Source organism: Pseudoalteromonas sp. 19-MNA-CIBAN-0066, assembly GCF_040308705.1.
Classification (GTDB): domain Bacteria; phylum Pseudomonadota; class Gammaproteobacteria; order Enterobacterales; family Alteromonadaceae; genus Pseudoalteromonas; species Pseudoalteromonas nigrifaciens.
This window is the reverse complement of the sequence record NZ_JBEONZ010000005.1, coordinates 1-23,049: the sequence shown is the minus strand read 5'-3', so window position 1 is coordinate 23,049 and position 23,049 is coordinate 1. Positions and strand designations below refer to the sequence as shown.

Below are 23,049 nucleotides of genomic sequence, written 5' to 3'. Positions count from 1 at the left end.
AGTTTAAGCATATTAATTTCAACATATTAGTTTCGGCACAGCTGAGCTAGCACATTTAAGCGGCGCTCACTTTGTGCAACAAATGGGTTACTCGTGTCCCATGCGTATCCGGCTAAAATTGCACTGATCATTTCTCGCACTTGTTTGTTTTGCTCTGTATGAAATATTACGTCTTGAAAGCGCGTATCGTACCAGCCTGTAACAAAAGTTCTAAAACAGTTAACTCCCGCTTGTAGCGGTTTTGCATAATGCTGCTCAAAGTCAATCGTCTCACCTTTTAAATACTGATCGACCAAAGGTGCAATTAAACTTGCTGATTTAAGCGCAATGGTTACTCCTGATGAAAACACCGGATCTAAAAACTCTCCCGCATTGCCTAATAGCGCAAAGTGCTGTCCATACAGCTTACTCACATTAGAGGAGTAGCCTGTTATGCTGCGAGCTGGCCCAATTAATTCGCGTTTAGCTAGCAGTGCTTTTAAATGTGGATCTTGCTCTAAAAAGCGATTTAACATTACCTCTGCTTCGTCGTCATTAAAACGCTCAGACTCTGCTACAACACCAATACTTGCGGTGCCATCACTAAAGGGAATTAGCCAATACCATATATCTCGGTGCTCTGGGTGTACGGTAATGAGGATTTTATTACGATCAAAATTTTCATCGCTAATATTATCTACAAAGTGGCTAAAATAAGCACTGCGTACCGGAAAGTTAGAAGGTAACTCTAAGTTTAGTAGTTTAGGTAATACTCGGCCAAAGCCGCTGGCATCTAACACAAAGCGTGCTTGAACTTGGTAAGGCAGCTGCTGCGCGTCGTGTACTAATAAGGTTGCACCACCATTTTTATCGGTACTATCTTTATTGGTATTACCTTTATCGGAACTGTTTTCAAAAACATCAGTAACCTTGTAGTCTTTAACACTGTGCTGATAACGAATAACAGCCCCTTGCAGCTGTGCATTATCGGCTAGTAATTTATCAAACAGCCCTCTTTTCACTTGATAAGTAGTACCTGGCCCTGGTGATGATTTTTCGGTAAAATTAATAGCGGTATTTTCACCCGCTCGATGAAACGCAGCGCCGTTTTTAAACTGAAACCCCAAACTAGCAGCGTGTTCATGCAATGGAGCGACTAAATTAGCGTCGGCCAAATATTCCATACATTGCGGTAACAAGCTCTCACCTATAGTAAAGCGCGGAAAAATCTGTTGCTCAAGCACTAATACTCGCCAGCCTTTTTGCACTAAAAGGCTACTTGCAAGTGCGCCAGAGGGGCCCGCACCAATTACAACAACATCAAACTGCTCAGGGTTATTCACTTTATCCTTCCTTTTGCGAGGGTAATACACTCAGCGGCGATAAAATATATACCGCTAAAATCCCTACCATTACGGTAAGTCCAAAACTAAAAATAGCAGGGGTGCTTGAGGCACTTAACATACCAAACACCCACATAGAAGACGCTGCAGATAAACTAATTGCCAATATATTTTTTGGCTGTAACTTATTTATTTGATAAAAAACAAGGTAGTCAATAGCTAAGGCTACCACTAGCAACGCGCCCAACATATTAAATAACGACAGGCTGCCTTGAATTGCATTACACACCCACAGCATGCTAACAACCACTAATAACAAGCTTAACAGTTGTAAAGTGGCAATTTTTACGCCAAAACGCCAACTAAAAAGTAACCAACTAATGGCCCCTGCAAGCACTAAACTTAACAATAAGTATGCTCGGTAATCGCTTAATAACGCACTAATTTGCTGCGGTTTATTATATAGCAATAAGCCATCATCTTTTAAAAGCGCGGCGCTTAAGCTCTGTGTATTAATATTGGTAATTGTCATCCAGGTTATGGCTTGCTGCGGCTCAACATGCATTTGCGCTAACAATAAGGGTTTAAATTCGCTATTTAATAATGTGTTATAGGTAATAAATTGCGCGGGGCCGCTACTTAATTGCCGCCCAGTTAATTGCTCGGTGAGTGCAAACACACCACTTTTTTTAGCTTGATTAAACACCGCTAAATTATTTTTTTGCTGCTCAATACTAGGCAGCCATCGGTTAATGGCATTGTGTTTAATATGCGGGTTACTCGCGGTTAAATCGCTAACTAACCGCTGTTGTTTTTGTAACACGTGTTGTGCATTGTCGCCAATAATAAATACTATATGGCTGCGCCATTGATCCAGTAAAGTTAAGTGTTTTTTTTCACTTGCCATTAGCTGCTCAGAGCTGGCATTAAGCAATCTAATATCATCATTAAACTCAATCGGTTTTAATACCAATAAGCTTGCAAGCACTATACTTAGCGCAATAAACAGTGGTTTTTTTATTTTATTACAGTACAAAAACACCCGCGTTATTTTTTTACTGAGTAATAAACTTGATGTCGATACACGCAGTGTTTGCTGCCAAAATGGTAAAATTAACACAGTAAACAGCCATGCACTAAATAAGCCCGCTATAACAAACACAGCCACTTGCGCTAATAAGGTTAACGGTGCACCTAATAAGCAGCTGTAGCCTAATGCGGTCGTAATAAAAGAGAGTAATAACGCCGATTTCACCCCTTTGCTATAGCCGTTAGAAGAGGCCTGCTGTGCAGTTTCATTTGCTACTTTAGCTAAGTCGGTCATGCCATGAAAGGCGTAATCAATAGCAATGCCTATTAAGGTTACGGCAAATACCAAGGTTAATAAATGAATGCTGTTAAACACCAATAACATAACAATAGCGCCGCCCATTAATGCGCTAAGCACTGTAAAGCTCGCTAATAAAATACTGCTAATCGCTCTAAATACCCAAAACACCATAACCATTAGTGCCATTAGGCTAATACCACCAAACAAACTCATTTCGTATTTTGCTTGTTGGGCATTTTCAGCCGTATGAAACAGCACCCCTGAATAGGAAATAGTGGTATTTGGGTACGCTTTACTTAGGGTGTTTATTTGCGTTTTAATTTTAGCAGCTAAGCTAATTGCATTATTAATGCTCAAGTTTGGCTCTGGCAGTGTGGCAAAAAGCATTGCATATTCAACCCCCTCATACTGGCGAGTGAGGCGGTTTTGTTTAATAGTAAAAACTTGGCTTTGGCTTAAGTTTTCGCTAATAAAGCCAGCTAAACTTAAACTAATATCAGTACTTAATGTAGCACTAACAAATGGCGATCCTAACTGATTTAACTGCTGCAGGTAAAACTGCTCAAAGCTGGCTTTGTCTGCTATTTTTTGCTTATAGGGCTTACTTAATAGTGCATATTTATAAGGCGCAAATGTGGTTGTTAAAGCGTTTATAGAGGGAAAATTAAATGTGCTTGTTATACCTTGCTGCTCAAGCCAATTGTTAAATTCATCGTGGGCGTTATTTTTTTGTTCACCAGCAAATGAAAACACCACACGGTGGGCATTTTTTTCAAAAAACAGCTGTTCGCCATAAGCTAATTGAGAATGCGATTTTGGCAGCAAACTAAACATATCAGCACTAAATGTAGGTTTAGTCAGCCAAAATATACTGGTTAAAAGCAAAATTAAACCACTAAACCAAATAAAAACAATGCCAATTCGTTTCTTCAATCCACTATTCCATTAATTAACTATTTAAACGATTGAGCCGTTAAGGCTGCTCAGGGTAACTAAACTCAATAGTTGTTTTACTACCTGAATGCTCATAAAGGATGATGCTGTGTACCGTTTTATCACTTTCACACAAAGTAAAGTGGCTAAATAATTGCTGTAACAACGCTTCTTTTGGGGTTAGTTGCAGGCAATTGTTTTGCGCTTTTATACTAAAGCGTGTTGCAAGGGCGCTCATATCTACACTGAGTAAGTCAGTTAAAAGCCCTACAAACTGCTCACTGCCTGGCTGTGGTACAAACTCCCCTTTAGCATTTTCAACCAATACCTGGCCATTTTCTACAATCAATGCGCTTTTTACCGGTTGTTCTACTTGCCATACTAGCTTTTTGGCATTTAGAGAAAACACCCCAGAGGAGACGAACGGCGATGCAAAACCAGCAAGTTGTTTATATTGTTTAAACTCACCCGTTACTGTATCAGCCTTTAATGTGGTATTTACCTGCGATACAGTGTTTGCTTGCAATGCACTACAAAATAGCAGCAATACGCTGGTTATAAATAATTTAAACATTGTCATTCCTTCTCCTTTAATTGCCAGCTACTTTAAAAAAGGGGCTAGTTTTTCATAAAGTATTGGGGGTGAAACAAATTGCATTTCTTTGGAGCTAATTTCTACCGCCACTTGTGTAGTGGACGCCTTGGTAAGGCGCTTATTACTGATTGCATCGGTAATAACATAATCAATACGTAAGCGGTTTTCATACTCTTTTAAATACGCTGCCACTTTAATTTTTTGTGTAAATACAGCTGATGCTACGTATTTAATTTGCATATCAACAATGGGCCACGCAAATCCAGAGTCTTTCATTTGCAGGTAGTCGTAGTCAAATATTCTGAGTAACTCACAACGAGCAATTTCTAAATAGCGTGGGTAATTACCATGCCACACTACATTCATTGGATCGCAATCATGAAAAGGGATTTCTATTTCTACGCTGTGCGAAAGTAATGCGCCTTTATTATTCATAAAGCGCCCAGCGTTTGCTTTGAATATAGCTAATAGTTTGTCTTAGCACCGCTTCCATTGGTCTGTCTTCGGTCAGGTTTTCAAAGTAACCTGTTATATCGCTATACATATGCTGCATATCGTCAGTTAAACTCGTAAATTCTAATTCGCCTTGTTTAATTCGCAGCCTTAACCCTTGAATAGCGGCTAATAAGGTACTGGCCATCACTTGCTCGGTAAGCTGTAAAATACGTAAACAATCGCGCGAGGCTATGGTACCCATACTTACTTTGTCTTGATTGTGACACTCGGTAGAGCGCGAAAATACACTGGCAGGCATAGTTAATTTCAATGCCTCAGCAGTATAAGCACTGGCACCAATTTGTACCGCTTTAAAACCATGATTTATATAACGACGCTCAGGGGCACTGTCGGATAAATTAGACGCCAAACCATTGTTATATTTAGTATCAACCAATGAGGCTATTTGTCGATCGGCTAAATCAGCTAAGTTAGCTACTGCGGTTTTCATGCTGTCCATTGCCATGGCAATGTGGCCGCCATAAAAATGCCCGCCGTGCAGTACATGCTCCCCTTCGCCATCAATAATTGGGTTGTCGTTGGCTGAGTTTAATTCGTTTTCGATCATTTGCCTAAAAAACGGCAAGCTGTCTTGCAGCACACCAATAACATGCGGTGCACAGCGAATTGAGTAGCGATCTTGCAGGCGGTCGGCATTACGTGGATGGTCGTGATGATTTAAATCATCTCTGATCCAACGTGCTATTTGCTGCTGCCCTGGGTGAGGTTTTACCGAGAATAAAATTTCATCAAAATGATGGCTATTTCCTTTGAGCGCTAAGCTAGCAATGGCGGTAATACGACTGGCTAATTTGGCTAAATAATTGGCTCTGTCGAAGGCTAAGCAGGCTAATGCGGTCATTACCGCGGTGCCATTCATTATTGCAAGGCCTTCTTTTGGGCGCAGCACGAGCGGCGTTAAGCCAACTTCTTGCATTACCGCTAAGCTATTACGTACGGTGTCTTTATAATATACGTCGCGCTCGCCTATCATAGCACCAGCAACATAAGATAATGGCGTTAAGTCGCCACTGGCACCTACCGATCCCTCTTGAGGAATAACCGGTACAATATCGTGATTTAAGTAGTCGCGCAGTAAATTCAGCATTTCCCAGCTAATACCCGAGTAGCCTTGCGATAAAGACGTAAGCCGCGTGGCTAAAATTGCTCGTCCTTGTACTTTATTAAATACATCGCCTAGTCCACATCCATGAAATCGCGTTAAATGTAGGGGGAGTTCATCTACTAAATTTAATGGTACTGCTACGGTTACTGAGTCGCCATAACCGGTCGTTACACCGTAAATAACGCCGTCTTCTTTTAATAATGTATCTAAAAAACTCAGCGCACTATTAATTTTGCTACTAAATTCGCTGCAACCACTAATTTGCACTTGGGTGTGGTTATGTGCAATATCAACAATGTTTTCGATTGATAATCGCTGCTGACCAAAAAGCTGTGTGTTTTGAACTGGCACTTCTATTTCTCCTTTGCTTGATCGCGGGCGACTTGCTGATCATTTTGCCAAAAATCGTAAAAATTAAACCATTGATAAGGATATTGCGCAGCATAGTGACCTAAACGCTGCGCATAGTCTGTAATTACTTGGTTTAAAATTGCCTGTCGTTGGGTGCGTGGCATTTTTAAGCTGTTGCTGTATTGCTCAAATATTACGTGGTACTTACTGCTTTGCTGATCTTTTAAACAAAACAAAAAATAAACTGGGCAATCAAGTAATGCCGCTAAAATAAAAGGTCCTTGAGAAAACGGGGCTGGCTTGTCTAAAAAAGGCACTTGCACAGAGCGCGCGGCAGTGGTGGTACTGGTGCGATCGCCAACAATAACAATAATTTCGCCTTGCTCAATTTTTTCTTTCAATAAAATAGCTAAACCTGGGCCTAAGTCAGTTACTTGAATTAAGTTAACCGCTACGTTGGGGTTAATTTTTTTCAGCATTTTATTAAATTCTACTGCATGATGAGTAAACACCAGCACGTTAATAACTTTGCCACTGCGATGTTGGCTAAGCGCTCGGCACACTTCTAAATTACCCAAATGCGAGCCAATAAAAATAGCCCCTTGGCGTTGCTCATTTAATTGGCTAAATAAATGCTCGTTGGTATATTCAATATCACTTAAGCTAATACGCCCAAGCCAACCATCTATTTTATCAAAGGCGCTGTCGGCAAAACTACAAAAGTGCTTTAGTTGCTGTCTAAGTGTCACGCTTTGCCTAGTGCCGGTGTACAAATTAACTTGCTGTAAAAACTGTTTTGAAGCAGCACGGGCAACCCTACCAGTAATAAAGAGATACACCACCACAGGAAACAAAATTAGCCACAGCCCTTTGCGACCCAGTATTTTATGTGTAAATAGCAGAGTTTGAATGCCTAAATAATTACCGCGCTCTTGCATTTTAGACCAATGTTTAACGGCCATAACGTCTCTTTAATTTGTGTGCTATAAGCCAAGGCGAGCGCACTAACATACCAAAAAATAATCGCGTATGTAGCCAAGATATACGCACGTTGTCGTGCAATGGCTGAAAGTGAGAAAGCCCATTCTCTGGATAGATCACTTGGCTAGGTAAAAATATAAACGGCACATTACGCCAATATAAACGCACTAATATTTCAGGATCAAAGTCCATCCGCTTGCCCAGCTTAACTTCTTTTAACAGTTTTTCGCAGGCTCCCAGCGGATACACTCTAAAGCCACACATAGAGTCAACAATTTCAAAACTAAGGGTTTCAATCCATACCCACACATGAGTTAAGTACCGTGCTAAATAGCGATGCTTAGGCACTGAAGCGTCGTATATTGGGCAACAGCTTACTAATGCCTGTGGATTGGCGTTTGACAGGCGCAAAAGCTGCGCTAAATCGGCCAAGTTATGTTGGCCGTCGGCATCAACTTGAATAGCATGGGAATACCCTTGCTGATACGCATAATGCAAACCGCTTTGTACCGCCCCACCTTTACCTTGGTTGTGCTCATGGGTAACAATGGTAAGTAACGGGTGCTGCTGTGTAAGTGCAGAAAACACTGCTTTAGCTGCCTCATTACTTGCATCATCTACCATAATAATTGGTAAGTTATATTCAGCTAGGCTGGTTAATACCCCCGCTATCACAGAGGTATGATTGTAGTTTGGAATGACAATACAAAACTTATTCATTTAAACAACACTTTCAAAAACAATCCGCCCAGACGCATGTTGCCCCTTAGCCGAGCGATAAGAAAACACATACTTATTAAGCGCTTTTTGCTCTATGGCTAATACCATAGTAAGGCCCGGCGTAATCACCACCTGAAACTTTAGCACTTCGACATTCTTTACCGCTAATTGAATATTATACTGCTTACAAATTGCAGCAACCGCCCAATCTAGCTGCACTACGCCTGCTAAAATAGGGCCGTCTTTAAAATGGCCATTAAAGTAATCTAAATCCTTGGGCACAAATAAACTTAATTGATAACCTTGCTCGGTTTGCTCACATTTAAGTAGTTGCGGCTGCGTTTTAATCAACTTTGTCAAAAAGGTGCTCCAATGCTTTTAAGTTTAATTTAGCTTGGCTGTTATAAGGTAACTGCTCTATAAAACGCCACTTTTTAGGCGTACAAATGCGCTCAAAACGCGTTAGTGCATGCTCTTTTAAAAGCTTATTAGTGGCTAATTTACTTTCACTTTGTAAATGTTTTACCCCTTGCTGGCTAAGCACAACTACCGCACCTATTACTTGCCTTGCCCCAGGTAATACAATTACTTTAACGTCGTTTACCCACTCACTGCTTGCTAGGTGGTGTTCTAGTTCATCCAAACTGAGGCGTTTTTCTTCTAATTTTATGATTCGGTCTAATCGACCAAGCAGTTTAAATTGACCACTTTTAAGCACCAAACCTCTATCGTCAAGCGGGTAATCTTTGTGGTTCACTAACGGTGAATTTAAAAGGAGTCTATCGTTTGTGCCAACACTCATTTTTATACCTGAAAACGGCTGCCACGAGCTCACGTTTTCAAGCGAGGTAACTTGTCGATACGCTATACCACCGGTTTCGGTACTGCCAAACACTTGTGTTATTGGTTTATTTAACTGACTGAATAGCGATACTGCATCTTCGTTTGCCAGCGGCCCACCAGATGAAAATATCCATTGTAAGTGAGATTTTTGTTCAATTAATACGTTGTCTGCGCGTAATCGTTTTAGCTGTGCGGGGCTAGAAATTAACACCACTTGTTTAGCGCCCTTGAGCTTGGCGGCTATATGCTCTGGGTAGTGTAGTAAATCGGTATCAACGACATGTCCGGTACTAAGTGGCCATAACAACCTAAATAGCAGCCCGTAAATATGCTGATGCGATACGCTAGCAATAAACATTGGCATACATTTTAACGCATAACTGCTTGATAAAATGCTCAGCTCTTTGTTAATTGTTTGCCACGACTTTACAATTGGCTTAGCTTTACCTGTTGATCCTGAAGTGTAAAACACCAAGTTCCCTTCTTTGGGCCAAACAAGTTGCGCTAAAGGAAAAAAGCCAGGCTGTTCAGGCAAGTTTTCTATATTGATAAAGTCAATACCCAGTGGTTCAACAAGCTCTGAGTCACCTAAAAAACAAGGCGTTTGCTGTAGTAAGGCTTTGAGTGTTTCGGGTTGACCATTAGGTGGCAGTATAACCGTGCAACCGCGCAAGGTGAGTGCCATTAAACTCACCGCAAACTTATAAGTGTTAGTGCTATATAACACCACAGATGTGGGCGCTGTGCCCGGTGAATACTTAGCTAATAGCCGATTAACATCGCTAACAAACTGGCGTTGTGTCACTGCCTTATTTTCATGATTAAAGCACACACTAACATTATTACTTTGAAATACTTTACTTTGAAAGGTACTAAACACGCGCTTTCCTTTTTACTTTTAGCCTGACTAGCCACTCTAAGGCAAACAACACGCCCATAGCTACATAAGCAATCACACCATTATAAAAAGCCCACACTGCCAAACTAGCAAACAGGCTGGTATATAAGGCAATACCACCATTAACTATAAAAAAAACGCACCACAACTGAGTTACTTTTTTAGTGTATTGCACACCTTGCTCATCGAGCTCAGGCTCAGTGATGCGGGCAAAGGTTTCTATTATTGATGGCCCTTTATAAAGTGAGTAGCTAAACACGAGCAACATCACAGTGTTAATAATCACCGGGTATAAACGTAAACCCACATCACTGTCGAACACTTTTGACAATACGATTGCTATCACAGCTAAAAATGTCGCTGGCTTTAACCACGGCATTTTGTCAAATAATGCTTTGCTTAACCACAAGCGTAGTGCAAGCAAAAATAATAATACGATCGATAGCAGTTGGCTATTAAACTGCGTCAGGCCCACATACACAATAACTGGGTAGCAGGCCAAACAAAGCATAATAAGGGTGGTTAACAAGGCTTTAAGCATTTATTTAGTTAACGAGCTTTTCTATTTCGCTAACTACATTTTGCACAGTACGTACTTGCTTAAATGCATCAGGATCAATTTTTTTACCGGTGATTTCTCTTAGTTTTACTACCAAGTCAACAGCGTCAATGCTGTCTAAATCAAGGTCTTGATATAAGTTGGCGTCTAGGTTTATGTCGGCTGGGTCTATCTCAAAATCGTTTTCTAAAATGCCGTGTAATACATCATAAATTTCAGCAGCGGTTTTCATTGTTATTCCTATATATTTTTATAATTTAAGAACGTGCTTGTTCTATAAAGTGTGCTAAAGAATTCACCGAGGCAAAGTGCGCTTTTGTTTGCTCTGAATTGGCATCTATTTTCACATCAAATTGTTTTTTTATTGCCAAACCAAGTTCTAGTGCATCTATGCTATCGAGCCCTAAACCATCAACAAATAATGCTTCATCATCAGCAATGTCTGCAGTTGTCATATCTTCTAGATCAAGGCTGGATATAATTAATTGTTTAATTTGTACTTTTAATTCAGTCATAAATTGCTCAGTTCTTCTGTAAAATAATGTTGTAAGCTGTTAGTTAAATGCCGAGATTGTATAGCGGGTGTGTCACTAACATAAGGCAGGTTACTGTTAAACTGCTTGCTGGCCAGCTGCAAGCTAAAGTGCGCTTGATAAGGCGCTACTTTATACCAAGGTGTACCCTTGGTTAAGGTATTAGGCTGCATTTTTATTAATACTGTAGCGATTGGCACATTACATCTAAGTGCTATATTGGCCGCTCCTCGTTTAAACTTAAGTGCAGTATGGGGCTGTGAACGTGTGCCTTCAGGAAAAACTATTAAGTTATTTCCTTTGCTTATACTGCGCTCACATTCACGTAATAAACCTTCTGGATCTTCGTTACTTATATAACCAGTACTTTTAATTACACCGCGCATAAAGGGGTTTTTAAATAAATGGGCTTTTACTACGCAATCTGCATTTTTAATCACAGATATAAGCACAACCACATCAATTAAAGAGGGGTGATTGGCAAGTACTAATTTTCCGTTTAAATTAGCAAGCTGGGTTTTGTCTTTAATATTAAAACGAATAACGCCTGTGTAATGCATTAATCCAACAAAAAATTTAAAACAGTAATGTACTGTCGCTCTTGCTCTGTTTTTACGGGTGTTTACATCTGCTTCTAATACGTTTTGCAGCGGAAAAACCACTAATGTCAGTACTAAACCACCTATGCCAAACACGCTAAAACAAACACCGGTTGCAAGCACACGCCAACAAAGCCCTGTTATTTTTATAATGTGTTTAATCATGGTAGGTAAGTTGCCAATGATGAGCCAATGTAGTGTGGGTTAATATCGCACTTTTTTTATCGTGTAGGGCTTTAGCACCTTGCAGGCTCATTGGTAAGTTACTATTTTTTGCAGCAGGGTTAAGTACTTTATTTAAACTAAAGCACGGCTCATTTGCTTGAGCAAGGCGCACTATCATAGCAATGGAATGAGTAATTTGTAGCTCGTCAGCAAATTGGTTATATATATCGGGGAGGATTTCATCGCTATGGACTACTAACATGTACGGCTCATTGCTATCAACAAGGCGAATGTAGGCCTCTACAATTGCACACATAAAACTCTCAGCCCCTGCTGCAATAGCATTCATTGCACAGGTATTACTTTTGATAATACTAAAAAGTCCGGCTGCGGCATTATGCACACTCAGGCCAAAACCTGTGGGCGATAATGGTTGCTGATTAACTATATCAACTAATAAATTGGCTGTTTTATGAAAGTCCCCGTGGCGCGATGAGAACACCGCCGATAAATTAGTATACTGATCAGCGCTACTTACTTGCTGAGCACTGTGTAATACCATTTTGCTAAAACGAGTCATACGCCGGCGTTGCATAGGTGCAACCCAATCAAGTGTTATAGGCGAGTTATCATACCAATGATCGCTTTCTATTTGTCGCTGTTCTGGCTGGATCCATGTAGCGAGTTGTTCAACAACAAATTTCACAAATATACATATTTAGTTAATGATAGGACGCAGGATCTTACATTTTTTAACAAAAAAAGTAAAATAAACAATAAAAAAAGCCAGCGCTGAATTTCCATTCAGCGCTGGCTAATAATTCTATGATATTAAAAAGAATTCTTGTTCATTTATGCAGCGAGCATGGCCACCAACAACATCACTTGCGCTTAGCTGATTAATCAACTTTTCACCTTGTTGTTGCTGTGCGTCGTTAAGGGGTAAGTAAGGTAATCTAAATACCGGTTCAACTGCCTCAGTCATCATGAGTGCAGTATTAATCGCAATTGGATTTGGCTCGCAAAACAACCAATTTATTAATGGTTGTAATGACGTATTTAGCGCAGCATTTGGCGCATCCATTAACTGGCGAAACAATTCTGGCATAAGATTAGAACTAACCGAAATAACCCCATGAGCGCCATGAGTATGACGAGCATCGTGGCTTTCATCATCATTACCCGACCAACACGCTATGCCTTGCTTCTCATAATGAGCTATACGTTCGTTACCACCACACTCTTTAACACCAATAAAATGTTCGTGCTTTGCTAGTGGTTCAATAATATCAGGCGTTAAGTCTTGTCCTGTACGCCCCGCTACGTTGTAAATAAATGCAGGGCCAATATCAAGAACACGCTTTAAATGCTCTTTTACACCCGCAATAGAGGTGCGCCCATAGTAAGGGTTAATTTGCAACGCAGCATCCATACCACTGGCAAAACCATATTTAGTGGCTTTAATCGCTTCTCGGGTATTATTACTGCCCGTATTACCTACAATTACTAGCTTACTGCTAAACTTATTTACGCTATGCGCTATGAGCATTAAGTGCTCTTCCCAGTTCATTAACTGGCCTTCGCCGGTAGTGCCGCCTACAACGATACCGTCAACCCCAGCTGCTATTTGTAACTCAACAAGGCGATCGTATGTTGCAAGGTCAATTTCGCCACTCGATAAATAAGGTGTTTTAATTGCTGTAATAAGACTTGCTTGTTTAATTTGTTCTAGGCTGCGCATAAAAAATCATTCTTTATAAAACTTGCGCTATTTGTACCATATTTATGTGTGCTTTTGCAGCTGTAAACGCATATTTTGTAATAAAATGGCTTGTAATATTAAGTTTGATAATACAAAATGAACAACTGTATATATAAACAGTGTTTGTATTTTTAATATTAGGCGAGCTTTTATGCGTTTATCTCAGTACTTAACAACCCATTTTTATCATACCGACGAGCTATGCCAGGCACTCAATATTGATGCAGATAAGCTTGAGCATTGGCAACAGCAAAGTGTATTTCCTAAGCCTAGTTATTGTATTAAAAACCAACTAAGTTGCAGCTCATACTCGGGTTTGTACGAATGCGAAGAGTACGACGATTATTACCCACGAGGTTGTGTAAACTGGGGGCAAGGGCTGATAAAACAAAAAATCGATTCATCCAGCCAGGCATTTAATTACTTTGCCCAGCAATATACCGCCAGCTTAACCAAACTTGCCCAACAAGGGTTTGAATTTAACGAAGAACTATTTGGTTGCGAAATAGAAGAACATGTACAACAAGTATGGCAGCAATTTTTATGCAGCAAATATGGCGTGCTTACTCAAAATGGCTTAATAGACGAAATAGTGGCTGTTGATATAGGCCGCCTGGTGGTTGATGACATAACCGAATTACGCAGTAAAGCGGGGTTAGATCAAGATGAGCGTGCAAAACTGCACCCCGCTATAAAGTTACTCAACCGGGCTTTGAGCCATGGTGCCGATCACGAAAAACAACACACACTTAGAACCCGCTATATAGATACCCTTATTTTAAAATACGACTTATCGATAAAGTAATTATTAATGTACTACTACTTTAAGATTAACTCTGCCAATTTATAATTAACGAATATACGTATAGCGGCCAGTAGCTTAAGAAAATACAGCCTATAGGATTAGTGTTTGTTTGCGTTACAGCCCCCTCAATACAAGTATTCCTATATAAAGTATGTAACAAAGTCAGATGATCAAAGTGCTATGCGTAAAACTAAACTTAAAATAAAGCTTGATATCCGCCAGAGGTTGCTGTTAAAGTACGTCGCATCGGGTTGATAGAAAGCCCTGTTTATTTGTAAGTACCACGTTGTTATTAGTAATAATCCTTCGCGCTATCCTCAGTTAAATATATGTTTTCTTACTCTTTACATTGCCTTATATAGGGCGCACTTTAATTTTTTAGGATACTACTATGTCTACAACAACTGGTTCAGTTAAATGGTTTAATGAAGCAAAAGGTTTTGGTTTTATTGAACAAGAGTCTGGCCCTGATGTTTTTGCTCATTTTAGCGCAATTACTAGCGATGGCTTCAAAACTTTAGCTGAAGGCCAACGTGTACAATTTACTGTTACACAAGGTCAAAAAGGCCCGCAAGCTGAAAATATTGTTTGCATCTAAATTGTTTAATTTAATGGGTTAGTAATAACCCGTTAATGAATATTAGTTTGAAAGAAGTTCTGTTTATTTGTACGTACCACGTTGATATTAGTAATAATCCTTTGTGTTATCCTCAAGTTAAATATTTATTTTTTCCAGCTTAATCGCCTACTTTCAGGCACATTTTTTATTAATTTCTTAGGATACAATTATGTCTAATACAACTACTGGTACAGTAAAGTTTTTTAACGAAGCTAAAGGTTTTGGTTTTATCGAGCAAGAATCTGGCGCAGACGTTTTCGCACATTTCAGTGCAATCTCTGGCGACGGTTTCAAAACTCTAGCTGAAGGCCAACGTGTACAGTTTACTGTTACACAAGGTCAAAAAGGTCCACAAGCTGAAAACATCGTTTGTATCTAAGATGTTTAAGTTGATGGGTTATTTATAACCCATCTATTTATATAAGTTTGAAAGAAATACTGTTTATTTGTAAGTACCACGTTGATATTAGTAATAATCCTTCGCGTTATCCTCAAGTTAAATATAGGTTTTTTCCAGCTCAATCGCCTATTTTCAGGCACACTTTTATTAATTTTTTAGGATATAATTATGTCTAATACAACTACTGGTTCAGTAAAATGGTTTAACGAAGCAAAAGGTTTTGGTTTTATCGAGCAAGAATCTGGCGCAGACGTTTTCGCACATTTTAGCGCAATTTCTGGCGACGGTTTCAAAACTCTAGCTGAAGGCCAACGTGTACAGTTTACTGTTACACAAGGTCAAAAAGGTCCACAAGCTGAAAACATCGTAGCTATCTAAGCTGTTTTAGCTGATGCGTTTTTAATTTAAAGCGCACTAAAAACCCACTCATAGCCTGACTATAGTGGGTTTTTTGTTTTACTTTTCTATATTTATAGCATTACTATTTAACTTGAACTTTGGTTAAGAAATTTAATAACACATGGAACTGTATAATATTTTAATTGCTTTTCTTCTAGTTAGAGATTTTAATAGGGGGAAAGAGAATTTACGCGCCTAAAGCTAGCCTTTGACAATACCTATGTAAGTACTAATTTTAAATATAGCCCAATATACCCATATCATCTTCAAAGACACATCCCAATAAATCTTTTTAGCCTGTAACGTCAACGCCTAGTATCAAATTAATCACTTTGCTGACAATCAGCTTATTACCTCTTTAGCTTTCAAACAAATACAGCCCATATAAACAGCTCTAACAGCCCTATTTACCAACCATCAACCTTCTAACTTGGGAAGTTCAGTTAAGAAGGTTTTTGGCGTAATAGGTCTTATCGAATGAATTACAATATTACGCGTCGTCATTCCTTTACCGTGTAAACATAATACTTTGTTGTTCATTGAGGTAAAGTGGAGTTGATTTCTTTACAGAGAGAGAGGCACAAGCCACCATTACGGTTGCAGGGTATATTCAACTCAAATTAACCGCCTTCACCCTTCACCTATTTTAATACTTTTGCGGCTTTCTTTACAAAAGTATTAAGCTTCAAGTTCTTTCTGATTCATGTTTTCTACCTTTCACCCATTGAAAAGTACTTAAGCATAATTTATTACATGCTCGATAAGTTACGTATTAATTCAGCTAGAAGTGGTAAAGCTACTCAGGAAAATATGTGTCGCACGTCAAGGTATTGCTTTTCTTTCACATTTCATGATTAGAAATTACATACTTATAGAGTTACTACCAAGTGTTATTATAGCAGTCAATAATCGCGAAATAATACAAGCTGGACTCGCAGCTTTTTAGACTTTATAAAGCCACGATTAAACTGATAAACACATGAAAAGTTAAGTTTGATTATACTTTGTTGTTAAAAAGCAAACCTGAGTATTTATTATCTGAAGATGATGAAAATAGTGAATCCATTAAAGTAGATACATTTTTTCGCACTGTTAACTGTATCGACGATAGCTCACTGTCGAGTTGCTTTTTAAGTTTACTTAGTTCTTCTGCTGTTTCTTCTGTTGGCGTATCAGAATTATTGGTCATTTCTTTTATTTTATTCTGCAAGTCCTTAATTGATCCGATAGCTTTATGCATTTGAACTGCTGAGTTGTCGCTCGAATCTTCTGTTTCGGTGCTGATGACCGGCTTTATGTCTTCAATAGTCTCAGTTGAGCTCGTTGTTTTTTCAGCGCTTTTATTTAAAGAAGTATCTGGTTTAGCCTCTGCGCTTTTACTAGGATCATCCATTTTTACAGTGTTTTTATTTAAATTACTTAGGTTTGAATAGCTATTGTCATTGTATAACTGTGAAGAAAGAGCTCCAAAATTCATTTTTACCTCATGTGTCTAAATATTGACGATTTTATTTCTATAATTACAAGCAAATATCATTCCAAAGATGTAAGTAATCAATAAAATACTGAAATTATAAATAGATGCCGGAATTACTTTTTAGTATAAGAGGTTATTGTGTTTACTTTGAAGCACTAAGGTGCGTTTAAGAGAGTTAACTATTTGAATTTAGTAATTTAAATTCAAATGGTTAACTAAAAATTGTGCGTATATAACTTGAAATGAAGTGATTAACAGCTGAAATTTTTAGAGAAAACTTCTCTTACTAATTTTAATTTTGGTGTTCATACTGCCCTCTATATACCTCAAATACCTTTAATACTGTGTGTTGTTCTTTTGATAAATTATCAAACCAGTGATCAAATAGATCATCGTTATCTTGTTCACTTAATGCCATATATTGGGCAAGTAACTCAATAATATCATTATGGGTGCAAGTTAAAGGGTTTACTTGTTGTGCTAAAACACTATGGTCGCGCTCTTTTAGAGTATCCATTACCCCTTGATCTATTTGTTGTTGTTTTTGTATTGCGTCGCTCATATGTTACCTCTGAGATCTACTGTTTATGCTGTTTTTAACGAATGTAATTATAGTTATAACAGGCTAAACGCCAATAGCCAGCACTTTTGGTTTAACTGCTCATTTTTTGATTTGTTTGCATAAATAGCCAGCAATTATGGTTTTTAAATGCTTATTAAATAATTTTTGAGTGGCTATAGATCCTGATGAATAAAATAATATAATATCACATAACGTAATGCTGTTATGAGAATTTCCCTATTTTATTTATTAATGAGGTATAAAATGAAAGTATTAAGCTCACTTAAAAGTGCTAAGCAGCGTGCAGGGTGTCAAGTTGTAAAACGTAAAGGACGCGTGTTTGTGATTTGTAAGGAGAACCCGCGCTTTAAAGCTGTTCAGGGTATGAAAAAGAAATAGCATTTGACCACTATCACTTTATAAAGCAGTCACTGAATGTTGTGTAACACTCAGTGACTTTAATTAACTACTTATTTAACTATCTATTTAACTACCACTGAAAATTCAGGTACTGCCTGAATTACTTTTTTCACGGTGCAGGTATTTACCGCGGCAACCAGTGCTTTTTTATACTTATCAGGGAATCCATCTGGGAGTGTTATCTCAATAGAAAATAACTTTTTACCATCTTCATCCACATTTTCGTTATTTTGCTTAAGTGACATCCCTTGTGTCGAAATATCGCGTTGTTGGCAAAACTTTCTTGCATAAAAACCTGCACATAACACCATACTCACTAAAAAGTAATCAAACGGTTCTGGGTGCTCTGCGTTGCCACCTGCAGCCAAACTCTGATCGCTTATCACTTCATGATCGCCAAATTTAGCACTGAGCTTTTGGCCATCTAACATTACAACTGAAATTTCCATCGAGGGTCCCTTATTTTCCAAATAGTAATTCAAAAAAGCCTGGAGGCTCATGTAACTCATGGTACTTTTTACGTAAATTATCTATATTTTTTAGTGGCTGTTTAGCCGCACTCAAACCTTGCAGGTTAGCAGCTTGTTTTGCAAGCTCAGCCTGAGCAATGACTTTATCAAGCCCTTGTAATGATTGCTCTAGTTCTTTATAAAACTTAGCTGTTTTACTTATTTCCACTAACGAGATGAATTCATTAATCGCAAGGTTAAACTCGTCAATATTAGTCGCTTGCACTGCTTGTTTATATGCAAGCCCCGTGTTTTTCATATTAATTTCAAGGTCAACTGGCGCGCTGGCAATTGAGACTGATGACGTGAGTAAAATAAAAACAAAATAAAAGTACTTCATGATAAACCTTTCAATTAAAAACTCCGTCGATTATACCAATAATACGCTAGTAAGTAACCGCAAATGAAAGTGTGTAATGTTTAGCCTTGTTCGCTGTGTAAAGCCCCTTTACAGTTTAGATGCAAACTTAAAGAGTAAAGAGCGACTTTTTTGAGGAGCTTAGTAAACTCAACCTTGTTATAGCAAGCCACAATTGCTGCTGACATAACATTTTAATTAATCAGCTTTAAACTCCAAGCAACTAATTTCACGTTGCTCGTTAAGTGTTACAAGGGCGTTTGCTGTTGATGCTAGTGTGTTTAAATTTTCTCGAGTGACACGCTCAAAATGAGCAATAAAGTATCTAAGTTGGGCGTCATTCATAGTGCCTGCACCTTGCCCTTTTAAGGCTATAAGCTTTTGCTCTTGCTCTTTTCGCCATGCAAATACGGCAGCAAAACTAGGGGCTTTAAGCATCACTAAATAATCAACTTTAGCAAAAATGTTTAAATATTCTGTTTTTAAACAATTGTTCACATAGTTACGCCAAACACCTTGGCTATCTGCATTTTGCTCTAACTCATTTAATGGCGCAGTTAATGCTGATGCCGATTGTGCCTTACTACCTACGCACCACCCTTCTAAAATAATAATATCGACAGCGGTATTATTACGCGGCCACTCGTTATGTGGCGCACTGTCATCTAAATGCTTATTAAAATGAGGTAGAGGCACACAACTGTGCCCTGCTAGTAACTGCTCAAGTGTGCTTTTCATTAAAGCTACATCGTGCGTGCCGGGTACGCCGCGAGTGGCAAGTAGCGGGTGTACATTTTTTGCAAGCTGCAGTCGGCGCTGCTTAGTAAGGTAAAAGTCATCAATAGAAAGCGCTATGCTATTAAACGAACTATTTTTTGCCAACCAAGTTACTAAAAAATCAGCCAAGGTGGTTTTACCCGAGCCTTGGCTGCCATTAATAGCAACAAATAACGGAGTATTGTTTTTTTTAGCGTGCAATATATTTTTTGCTACCGGAATAAAAAACTGTTCACACTGCTGTTGATAGCTTATTGGTAATTGATGTTTTGCTAAAAAATCACTGATATCCATATTTCTATTGCGCCTTTATTTTAGCTAAAAAAATAGCGCATATATATGCGCTATTAGGTTAGTTTAACTTATCTATAAATTTAAGCTGCGTTTTTCTTCTCGGCTTTTGGTAACACTAAGTTTAGCACTATGCCTAAAATAGCGCAGAGGCTTACGCCTTCTAGGCTAAACTGACTACTGCCAATATGCATTCCACCAATACCACAAATCAAAATAAGCGCTACTATGCTTAAATTACGCGGTTCGCTTAAATCATCCCCAGATTTAACTAAAGTGTTTAATCCGATCACTGCAATTGAGCCAAACAATAAAATCATAATGCCGCCCATAACCGGCACTGGAATTGTTTGTAAACTTGCGCCCATTTTAGCTATAAAGGCTAAAGTAATGGCAATAATTGCAGTCCATATCATCACTTTTGGGTTAAAGTTTTTAGTCAGCATTACCGCACCGGTTACTTCTGAGTAAGTTGTGTTTGGCGGCCCACCAAACAATGATGCTGCTGAGGTAGCTAATCCGTCGCCAAATAGAGTGCGATGTAGCCCTGGTTTTTTCAAAAAATCTTTATTGGTAACTTGGCTAATCGCCATCATGTCGCCAATATGCTCAACAGCGGGAGCAATCGCCACCGGCACCATAAACAAAATGGCTTGCCATTTAAACTCAGGTAAAACAAAGTTAGGCACAGCTAACCACTGTGTGTTAGTTACGGCGTCAAATTGCACCACGCCCATAGCAAGCGATAAACTATAACCTGCTACCACCCCTGCTAATATTGGAATAAGTTTAAATACACCCTTACCCCATACCGCTAATATAAGCGTAACCACTAAAGAAAATAATGAGATGTAAATAGCACTATCATAAGCAATAATTTGCGTGCTGCCGTCACCACTTTTGCCCATGGCCATGTTTACGGCAACCGGTGCTAAAGCTAGGCCAATAACCATAATAACCGGCCCGACTACTATTGGGGGTAATATTTTATGTAGCGTTTCAGTGCCTTTAAATTTAACTAAAAAGCTCAATAGCATATAAGCAAAACCAGCCGCCATTAAACCACCCATAGTGGCAGGTATGCCCCACATTTGTATTGAGGCAATAATCGGTGCAATAAAAGCAAACGATGACGCTAAAAATATGGGTACTTGGCCTTTAGTAACAAACTGAAATAATAGCGTACCTAAGCCCGCAGTAAAAAGAGCAACACTTGGATCAAGCCCTGTTAACAGCGGTACTAGTACTAATGAGCCAAATGCTACAAACAACATTTGCGCACCAGTAAGTATCGTTTTTATTGAGAACATGGCATTGTTTTTCATCGTATCGTTTTGCACTGTTTTCACTTAAACCGTACCGAAAATTTTATCACCTGCATCACCTAAACCAGGCACAATATAGCCTTTATCGTTTAAGTGGCTGTCTACCGATGCAGTATATATTTCTACATCTGGATGGGCAGCTAATGTTTTTTCAACCCCTTCAGGAGCTGCAACTAATACAATTACCTTGATTTCTTTACAGCCTGCCTTTTTAAGCATATCAATAGTGGCAATCATAGTGCCGCCTGTTGCAAGCATAGGATCTATCACTAAGCTTAAACGCTCATTAATATTACTTACTAGCTTTTCAAAGTATGGAATTGGCTCTAATGTTTCTTCGTTTCGCTCAAGGCCTACAACACTTACTTTGGCAGCCGGCAATAACTGCATCACACCGTCCATCATGCCTAAGCCCGCACGTAAAATAGGCACTACAGTAATTTTTTTACCTTTAATATGCTGCACATTTAACTTTGTGCCATCCCAGCTGGTAATTTCGTTATCTTCTAACGGTAGGTTTTGAGTTGCTTCGTAGGTTAATAAAGTACCTACTTCTGAGCACAATTCACGAAAGCTTTTAGTGCTAATTCCATGGGAGCGCATTAAGCCTAATTTATGTTGAACAAGGGGATGAGTTATAACGTGAATAGCCATATTAAAAAAACCTAGTGATAAAATTTGCGATATTTTATAGTAAAAAAGTGCATTTGGCCTGCAGTTTTCGTTAAGTTCTCACAATTGCTGCCAAATAACATTATTTTGCCTGATATTAAGGCAATATACCTAATTCAAGCGTTAATTAAATGTGTTTTTTTAACTCACTCTTTACGTGAAGCAACATGTAACTGTTTATTTTTTTATGCTCTGGACTCCACCCTGCTAAAAAACGATAAAAATCGGCCCATGCAACACTCCATAAATTGCGCCAATCGTTAATCACTTTACTTGCCTCTACCTTAGGATGATAAACGCCTAATGCTAACTTCAATTTGCTAAAATACCACTCTAAACAACTATCAGCATGCTGATGCAATTGTGTTTCGTTAAAGCAGCTTGTCATAAAATACATCACGTCTATAACCCCAACACCAGCACCTACATATTGAAAGTCGTACCCTAGCACGTGCTGCTGTTTGTTTATGGCAAAATTTGCCAGCTTGGCATCACCATGAATTACTGTTTTATATGCACTATTGCATAATGTCGTATTTAGCTTAGCTGCAACCTGCTTAATAGCTGATTGCTGGAGCTTTGTAAGCTCATCGGGACGCGTACTTAAATGCCAATAATTGCCCTGTGGCCATAACTTTTCAGCCGCGTGAGTAACAGCTTCAATTGTTAGATTAAACGCATGAAAATGCGCTAACCATTTAATAACCTCGCGATAGTCTTGAGGCAAAGCTTGTACATAGCCCTGCTGGGTAAAATCGTTAAACGCCAGCACATATTGCTGATCATTTTGGATTGCGGCTAAACAGCCAATAGCAGCAGCGTTATTAGGTAACTGCTGGCTGCAATCATTATAAAAGTAGTATTCAACATTATAAGATTTACGCTTACGATTAACAGCAAACGCCGTTTGTTTAATCTTTGGGTGATTTATAACCTCAGGAATATTCACCGCCTTTATAACACACGCCTGTCCGTCAAGCTCACAAGCCACTATGCTGCCACAACCACTCCACAAAGAAGTCAGCGTAGCCCCCACTTTTATCTGTTTAAACTGTTGCTGTAATAAAGAAAGGTAAAAAGCCATAGCCGCACTTAATATTAATAAATTTTAGTTAGTTTAACGCAAAGCGTTGTTATTATAAAAAGCCTAAATTCGGATAATAAGTGCAATTTCTCAGATTAGATGGCCAGCTGTTATAATTCGGCCATTTTCTCGCCAAAGG

General features: G+C 38.8%; 28 protein-coding genes. 5 read left to right on the top strand and 23 right to left on the bottom strand.

Going from position 1 to position 23,049, the window contains the following annotated elements:
• Positions 1-26: 26 nt before the first annotated feature.
• The 15 genes from AAEZ18_RS04680 to dapA all read right to left on the bottom strand — a co-directional run bounded on the left by AAEZ18_RS04680 (position 27) and on the right by dapA (position 13,191).
• Positions 27-1,322: an NAD(P)/FAD-dependent oxidoreductase gene (locus AAEZ18_RS04680; protein WP_350594028.1), complete on the bottom strand. Its 1,296-nt coding sequence runs from the start codon at positions 1,320-1,322 to the stop codon at positions 27-29.
• A gap of 1 nt (position 1,323) precedes the next feature.
• The gene (locus tag AAEZ18_RS04675) at positions 1,324-3,585 is read right to left on the bottom strand and encodes an MMPL family transporter (protein ID WP_350594030.1); all 2,262 of its coding nucleotides are present in this window, start codon (positions 3,583-3,585) and stop codon (positions 1,324-1,326) included.
• A 40-nt stretch (positions 3,586-3,625) separates the two neighbouring features.
• Entirely contained in the window at positions 3,626-4,165 is a 540-nt protein-coding gene (locus AAEZ18_RS04670; protein WP_011330028.1) for an outer membrane lipoprotein carrier protein LolA, read from the bottom strand.
• Positions 4,166-4,186: 21 nt separating this feature from the next.
• Positions 4,187-4,615 carry an acyl-CoA thioesterase gene (locus tag AAEZ18_RS04665; RefSeq protein ID WP_350594033.1) on the bottom strand — a complete coding sequence of 143 codons (429 nt, stop codon included), beginning with the start codon at positions 4,613-4,615 and terminating at the stop codon, positions 4,187-4,189.
• Positions 4,608-6,152, bottom strand: coding sequence for an HAL/PAL/TAL family ammonia-lyase (locus AAEZ18_RS04660; RefSeq protein ID WP_011330026.1), 1,545 nt, complete (start codon positions 6,150-6,152; stop codon positions 4,608-4,610). Before AAEZ18_RS04660 ends, AAEZ18_RS04665 begins: the two co-directional genes overlap by 8 nt.
• A 2-nt stretch (positions 6,153-6,154) precedes the next feature.
• Positions 6,155-7,114 carry a lysophospholipid acyltransferase family protein gene (locus AAEZ18_RS04655; RefSeq protein WP_350594035.1) on the bottom strand — a complete coding sequence of 320 codons (960 nt, stop codon included), beginning with the start codon at positions 7,112-7,114 and terminating at the stop codon, positions 6,155-6,157.
• Entirely contained in the window at positions 7,104-7,853 is a 750-nt protein-coding gene (locus AAEZ18_RS04650; protein ID WP_350594037.1) for a glycosyltransferase family 2 protein, read from the bottom strand. Before AAEZ18_RS04650 ends, AAEZ18_RS04655 begins: the two co-directional genes overlap by 11 nt.
• Positions 7,854-8,213: an ApeI family dehydratase gene (locus AAEZ18_RS04645; protein WP_011330023.1), complete on the bottom strand. Its 360-nt coding sequence runs from the start codon at positions 8,211-8,213 to the stop codon at positions 7,854-7,856.
• Positions 8,197-9,576 carry an AMP-binding protein gene (locus AAEZ18_RS04640; protein WP_192532286.1) on the bottom strand — a complete coding sequence of 460 codons (1,380 nt, stop codon included), beginning with the start codon at positions 9,574-9,576 and terminating at the stop codon, positions 8,197-8,199. The genes AAEZ18_RS04645 and AAEZ18_RS04640 overlap by 17 nt, the downstream gene beginning before the upstream one ends.
• Entirely contained in the window at positions 9,569-10,135 is a 567-nt protein-coding gene (locus AAEZ18_RS04635; RefSeq protein WP_086995804.1) for a COG4648 family protein, read from the bottom strand. The genes AAEZ18_RS04640 and AAEZ18_RS04635 overlap by 8 nt, the downstream gene beginning before the upstream one ends.
• A 4-nt stretch (positions 10,136-10,139) precedes the next feature.
• Positions 10,140-10,385 (bottom strand): acyl carrier protein, encoded by a 246-nt coding sequence (locus tag AAEZ18_RS04630; protein WP_011330020.1) that lies wholly within the window; start codon positions 10,383-10,385, stop codon positions 10,140-10,142.
• A 25-nt stretch (positions 10,386-10,410) separates the two neighbouring features.
• Positions 10,411-10,668, bottom strand: a complete 258-nt coding sequence (locus AAEZ18_RS04625; protein WP_011330019.1) for a phosphopantetheine-binding protein — start codon at positions 10,666-10,668, stop codon at positions 10,411-10,413.
• Positions 10,665-11,450 (bottom strand): lysophospholipid acyltransferase family protein, encoded by a 786-nt coding sequence (locus tag AAEZ18_RS04620; RefSeq protein WP_089369240.1) that lies wholly within the window; start codon positions 11,448-11,450, stop codon positions 10,665-10,667. Before AAEZ18_RS04620 ends, AAEZ18_RS04625 begins: the two co-directional genes overlap by 4 nt.
• Entirely contained in the window at positions 11,443-12,156 is a 714-nt protein-coding gene (locus tag AAEZ18_RS04615; RefSeq protein WP_086995798.1) for a beta-ketoacyl synthase chain length factor, read from the bottom strand. The genes AAEZ18_RS04620 and AAEZ18_RS04615 overlap by 8 nt, the downstream gene beginning before the upstream one ends.
• A gap of 117 nt (positions 12,157-12,273) precedes the next feature.
• On the bottom strand, positions 12,274-13,191 hold the full coding sequence (gene dapA, locus AAEZ18_RS04610; protein WP_208833946.1) for a 4-hydroxy-tetrahydrodipicolinate synthase: 918 nt from the start codon (positions 13,189-13,191) through the stop codon (positions 12,274-12,276).
• A gap of 172 nt (positions 13,192-13,363) precedes the next feature.
• On the opposite strand from dapA, the gene AAEZ18_RS04605 reads away from it, so the two are divergent.
• The 4 genes from AAEZ18_RS04605 (at position 13,364) to AAEZ18_RS04590 (ending at position 15,414) form a co-directional block, all read left to right on the top strand.
• Positions 13,364-14,017, top strand: coding sequence for a DUF6058 family natural product biosynthesis protein (locus AAEZ18_RS04605; protein ID WP_011330015.1), 654 nt, complete (start codon positions 13,364-13,366; stop codon positions 14,015-14,017).
• A 391-nt stretch (positions 14,018-14,408) separates the two neighbouring features.
• The gene (locus AAEZ18_RS04600; protein ID WP_011330013.1) at positions 14,409-14,615 is read left to right on the top strand and encodes a cold-shock protein; all 207 of its coding nucleotides are present in this window, start codon (positions 14,409-14,411) and stop codon (positions 14,613-14,615) included.
• A 190-nt stretch (positions 14,616-14,805) separates the two neighbouring features.
• Complete coding sequence (locus tag AAEZ18_RS04595) at positions 14,806-15,015, top strand: cold-shock protein (protein WP_011329603.1); 210 nt, start codon at positions 14,806-14,808, stop codon at positions 15,013-15,015.
• Positions 15,016-15,204: 189 nt separating this feature from the next.
• A complete protein-coding gene (locus AAEZ18_RS04590) occupies positions 15,205-15,414 on the top strand; it encodes a cold-shock protein (RefSeq protein WP_011330012.1) in 210 nt (69 codons plus the stop codon).
• Positions 15,415-16,432: 1,018 nt separating this feature from the next.
• Here the strand turns inward: AAEZ18_RS04590 and AAEZ18_RS04585 are convergent.
• Together AAEZ18_RS04585 and AAEZ18_RS04580 are read right to left on the bottom strand one after the other, a co-directional pair.
• The gene (locus AAEZ18_RS04585; RefSeq protein WP_350594040.1) at positions 16,433-16,912 is read right to left on the bottom strand and encodes a hypothetical protein; all 480 of its coding nucleotides are present in this window, start codon (positions 16,910-16,912) and stop codon (positions 16,433-16,435) included.
• A gap of 292 nt (positions 16,913-17,204) precedes the next feature.
• Positions 17,205-17,474, bottom strand: coding sequence for a hypothetical protein (locus AAEZ18_RS04580; protein ID WP_179807125.1), 270 nt, complete (start codon positions 17,472-17,474; stop codon positions 17,205-17,207).
• 264 nt (positions 17,475-17,738) lie between these two features.
• Here AAEZ18_RS04580 and ykgO point away from each other — a divergent pair, with 264 nt between their 5' ends.
• Positions 17,739-17,873: a type B 50S ribosomal protein L36 gene (gene ykgO, locus AAEZ18_RS04575; protein ID WP_011330010.1), complete on the top strand. Its 135-nt coding sequence runs from the start codon at positions 17,739-17,741 to the stop codon at positions 17,871-17,873.
• An 83-nt stretch (positions 17,874-17,956) separates the two neighbouring features.
• On the opposite strand, the gene AAEZ18_RS04570 is transcribed toward ykgO, so the two are convergent.
• From AAEZ18_RS04570 to AAEZ18_RS04545, 6 genes are all read right to left on the bottom strand, one after another.
• Positions 17,957-18,343, bottom strand: a complete 387-nt coding sequence (locus AAEZ18_RS04570) for an OsmC family protein (protein WP_350594042.1) — start codon at positions 18,341-18,343, stop codon at positions 17,957-17,959.
• A 10-nt stretch (positions 18,344-18,353) separates the two neighbouring features.
• Complete coding sequence (locus AAEZ18_RS04565) at positions 18,354-18,743, bottom strand: cytochrome b562 (protein ID WP_350594044.1); 390 nt, start codon at positions 18,741-18,743, stop codon at positions 18,354-18,356.
• A gap of 216 nt (positions 18,744-18,959) precedes the next feature.
• Positions 18,960-19,832 (bottom strand): kinase, encoded by an 873-nt coding sequence (locus AAEZ18_RS04560; protein ID WP_350594046.1) that lies wholly within the window; start codon positions 19,830-19,832, stop codon positions 18,960-18,962.
• A gap of 80 nt (positions 19,833-19,912) precedes the next feature.
• Positions 19,913-21,154, bottom strand: a complete 1,242-nt coding sequence (locus AAEZ18_RS04555) for a uracil-xanthine permease family protein (RefSeq protein ID WP_350594053.1) — start codon at positions 21,152-21,154, stop codon at positions 19,913-19,915.
• 24 nt (positions 21,155-21,178) lie between these two features.
• Positions 21,179-21,808 (bottom strand): uracil phosphoribosyltransferase, encoded by a 630-nt coding sequence (upp, locus tag AAEZ18_RS04550; protein WP_011330005.1) that lies wholly within the window; start codon positions 21,806-21,808, stop codon positions 21,179-21,181.
• A 145-nt stretch (positions 21,809-21,953) separates the two neighbouring features.
• The gene (locus AAEZ18_RS04545) at positions 21,954-22,910 is read right to left on the bottom strand and encodes a phosphotransferase (protein ID WP_350594048.1); all 957 of its coding nucleotides are present in this window, start codon (positions 22,908-22,910) and stop codon (positions 21,954-21,956) included.
• Between the last annotated feature and the right edge of the window lie 139 nt (positions 22,911-23,049).

Excerpts from the sequence above, each read along its gene's own strand:
- AAEZ18_RS04670 (WP_011330028.1), bottom strand. The coding sequence starts at position 4,165 with ATGACAATGTTTAAATTATTTATAACCAGCGTATTGCTGCTATTTTGT.
- AAEZ18_RS04665 (WP_350594033.1), bottom strand. The coding sequence starts at position 4,615 with ATGAATAATAAAGGCGCATTACTTTCGCACAGCGTAGAAATAGAAATC.
- AAEZ18_RS04655 (WP_350594035.1), bottom strand. The coding sequence starts at position 7,114 with ATGGCCGTTAAACATTGGTCTAAAATGCAAGAGCGCGGTAATTATTTA.
- AAEZ18_RS04650 (WP_350594037.1), bottom strand. The coding sequence starts at position 7,853 with ATGAATAAGTTTTGTATTGTCATTCCAAACTACAATCATACCTCTGTG.
- AAEZ18_RS04635 (WP_086995804.1), bottom strand. The coding sequence starts at position 10,135 with ATGCTTAAAGCCTTGTTAACCACCCTTATTATGCTTTGTTTGGCCTGC.
- AAEZ18_RS04630 (WP_011330020.1), bottom strand. The coding sequence starts at position 10,385 with ATGAAAACCGCTGCTGAAATTTATGATGTATTACACGGCATTTTAGAA.
- AAEZ18_RS04625 (WP_011330019.1), bottom strand. The coding sequence starts at position 10,668 with ATGACTGAATTAAAAGTACAAATTAAACAATTAATTATATCCAGCCTT.
- AAEZ18_RS04620 (WP_089369240.1), bottom strand. The coding sequence starts at position 11,450 with ATGATTAAACACATTATAAAAATAACAGGGCTTTGTTGGCGTGTGCTT.
- dapA (WP_208833946.1), bottom strand. The coding sequence starts at position 13,191 with ATGCGCAGCCTAGAACAAATTAAACAAGCAAGTCTTATTACAGCAATT.
- AAEZ18_RS04605 (WP_011330015.1), top strand. The coding sequence starts at position 13,364 with ATGCGTTTATCTCAGTACTTAACAACCCATTTTTATCATACCGACGAG.
- AAEZ18_RS04600 (WP_011330013.1), top strand. The coding sequence starts at position 14,409 with ATGTCTACAACAACTGGTTCAGTTAAATGGTTTAATGAAGCAAAAGGT.
- AAEZ18_RS04595 (WP_011329603.1), top strand. The coding sequence starts at position 14,806 with ATGTCTAATACAACTACTGGTACAGTAAAGTTTTTTAACGAAGCTAAA.
- AAEZ18_RS04590 (WP_011330012.1), top strand. The coding sequence starts at position 15,205 with ATGTCTAATACAACTACTGGTTCAGTAAAATGGTTTAACGAAGCAAAA.
- AAEZ18_RS04585 (WP_350594040.1), bottom strand. The coding sequence starts at position 16,912 with ATGAATTTTGGAGCTCTTTCTTCACAGTTATACAATGACAATAGCTAT.
- AAEZ18_RS04580 (WP_179807125.1), bottom strand. The coding sequence starts at position 17,474 with ATGAGCGACGCAATACAAAAACAACAACAAATAGATCAAGGGGTAATG.
- ykgO (WP_011330010.1), top strand. The coding sequence starts at position 17,739 with ATGAAAGTATTAAGCTCACTTAAAAGTGCTAAGCAGCGTGCAGGGTGT.
- AAEZ18_RS04570 (WP_350594042.1), bottom strand. The coding sequence starts at position 18,343 with ATGGAAATTTCAGTTGTAATGTTAGATGGCCAAAAGCTCAGTGCTAAA.
- AAEZ18_RS04565 (WP_350594044.1), bottom strand. The coding sequence starts at position 18,743 with ATGAAGTACTTTTATTTTGTTTTTATTTTACTCACGTCATCAGTCTCA.
- AAEZ18_RS04560 (WP_350594046.1), bottom strand. The coding sequence starts at position 19,832 with ATGGATATCAGTGATTTTTTAGCAAAACATCAATTACCAATAAGCTAT.
- AAEZ18_RS04555 (WP_350594053.1), bottom strand. The coding sequence starts at position 21,154 with ATGAAAAACAATGCCATGTTCTCAATAAAAACGATACTTACTGGTGCG.
- upp (WP_011330005.1), bottom strand. The coding sequence starts at position 21,808 with ATGGCTATTCACGTTATAACTCATCCCCTTGTTCAACATAAATTAGGC.
- AAEZ18_RS04545 (WP_350594048.1), bottom strand. The coding sequence starts at position 22,910 with ATGGCTTTTTACCTTTCTTTATTACAGCAACAGTTTAAACAGATAAAA.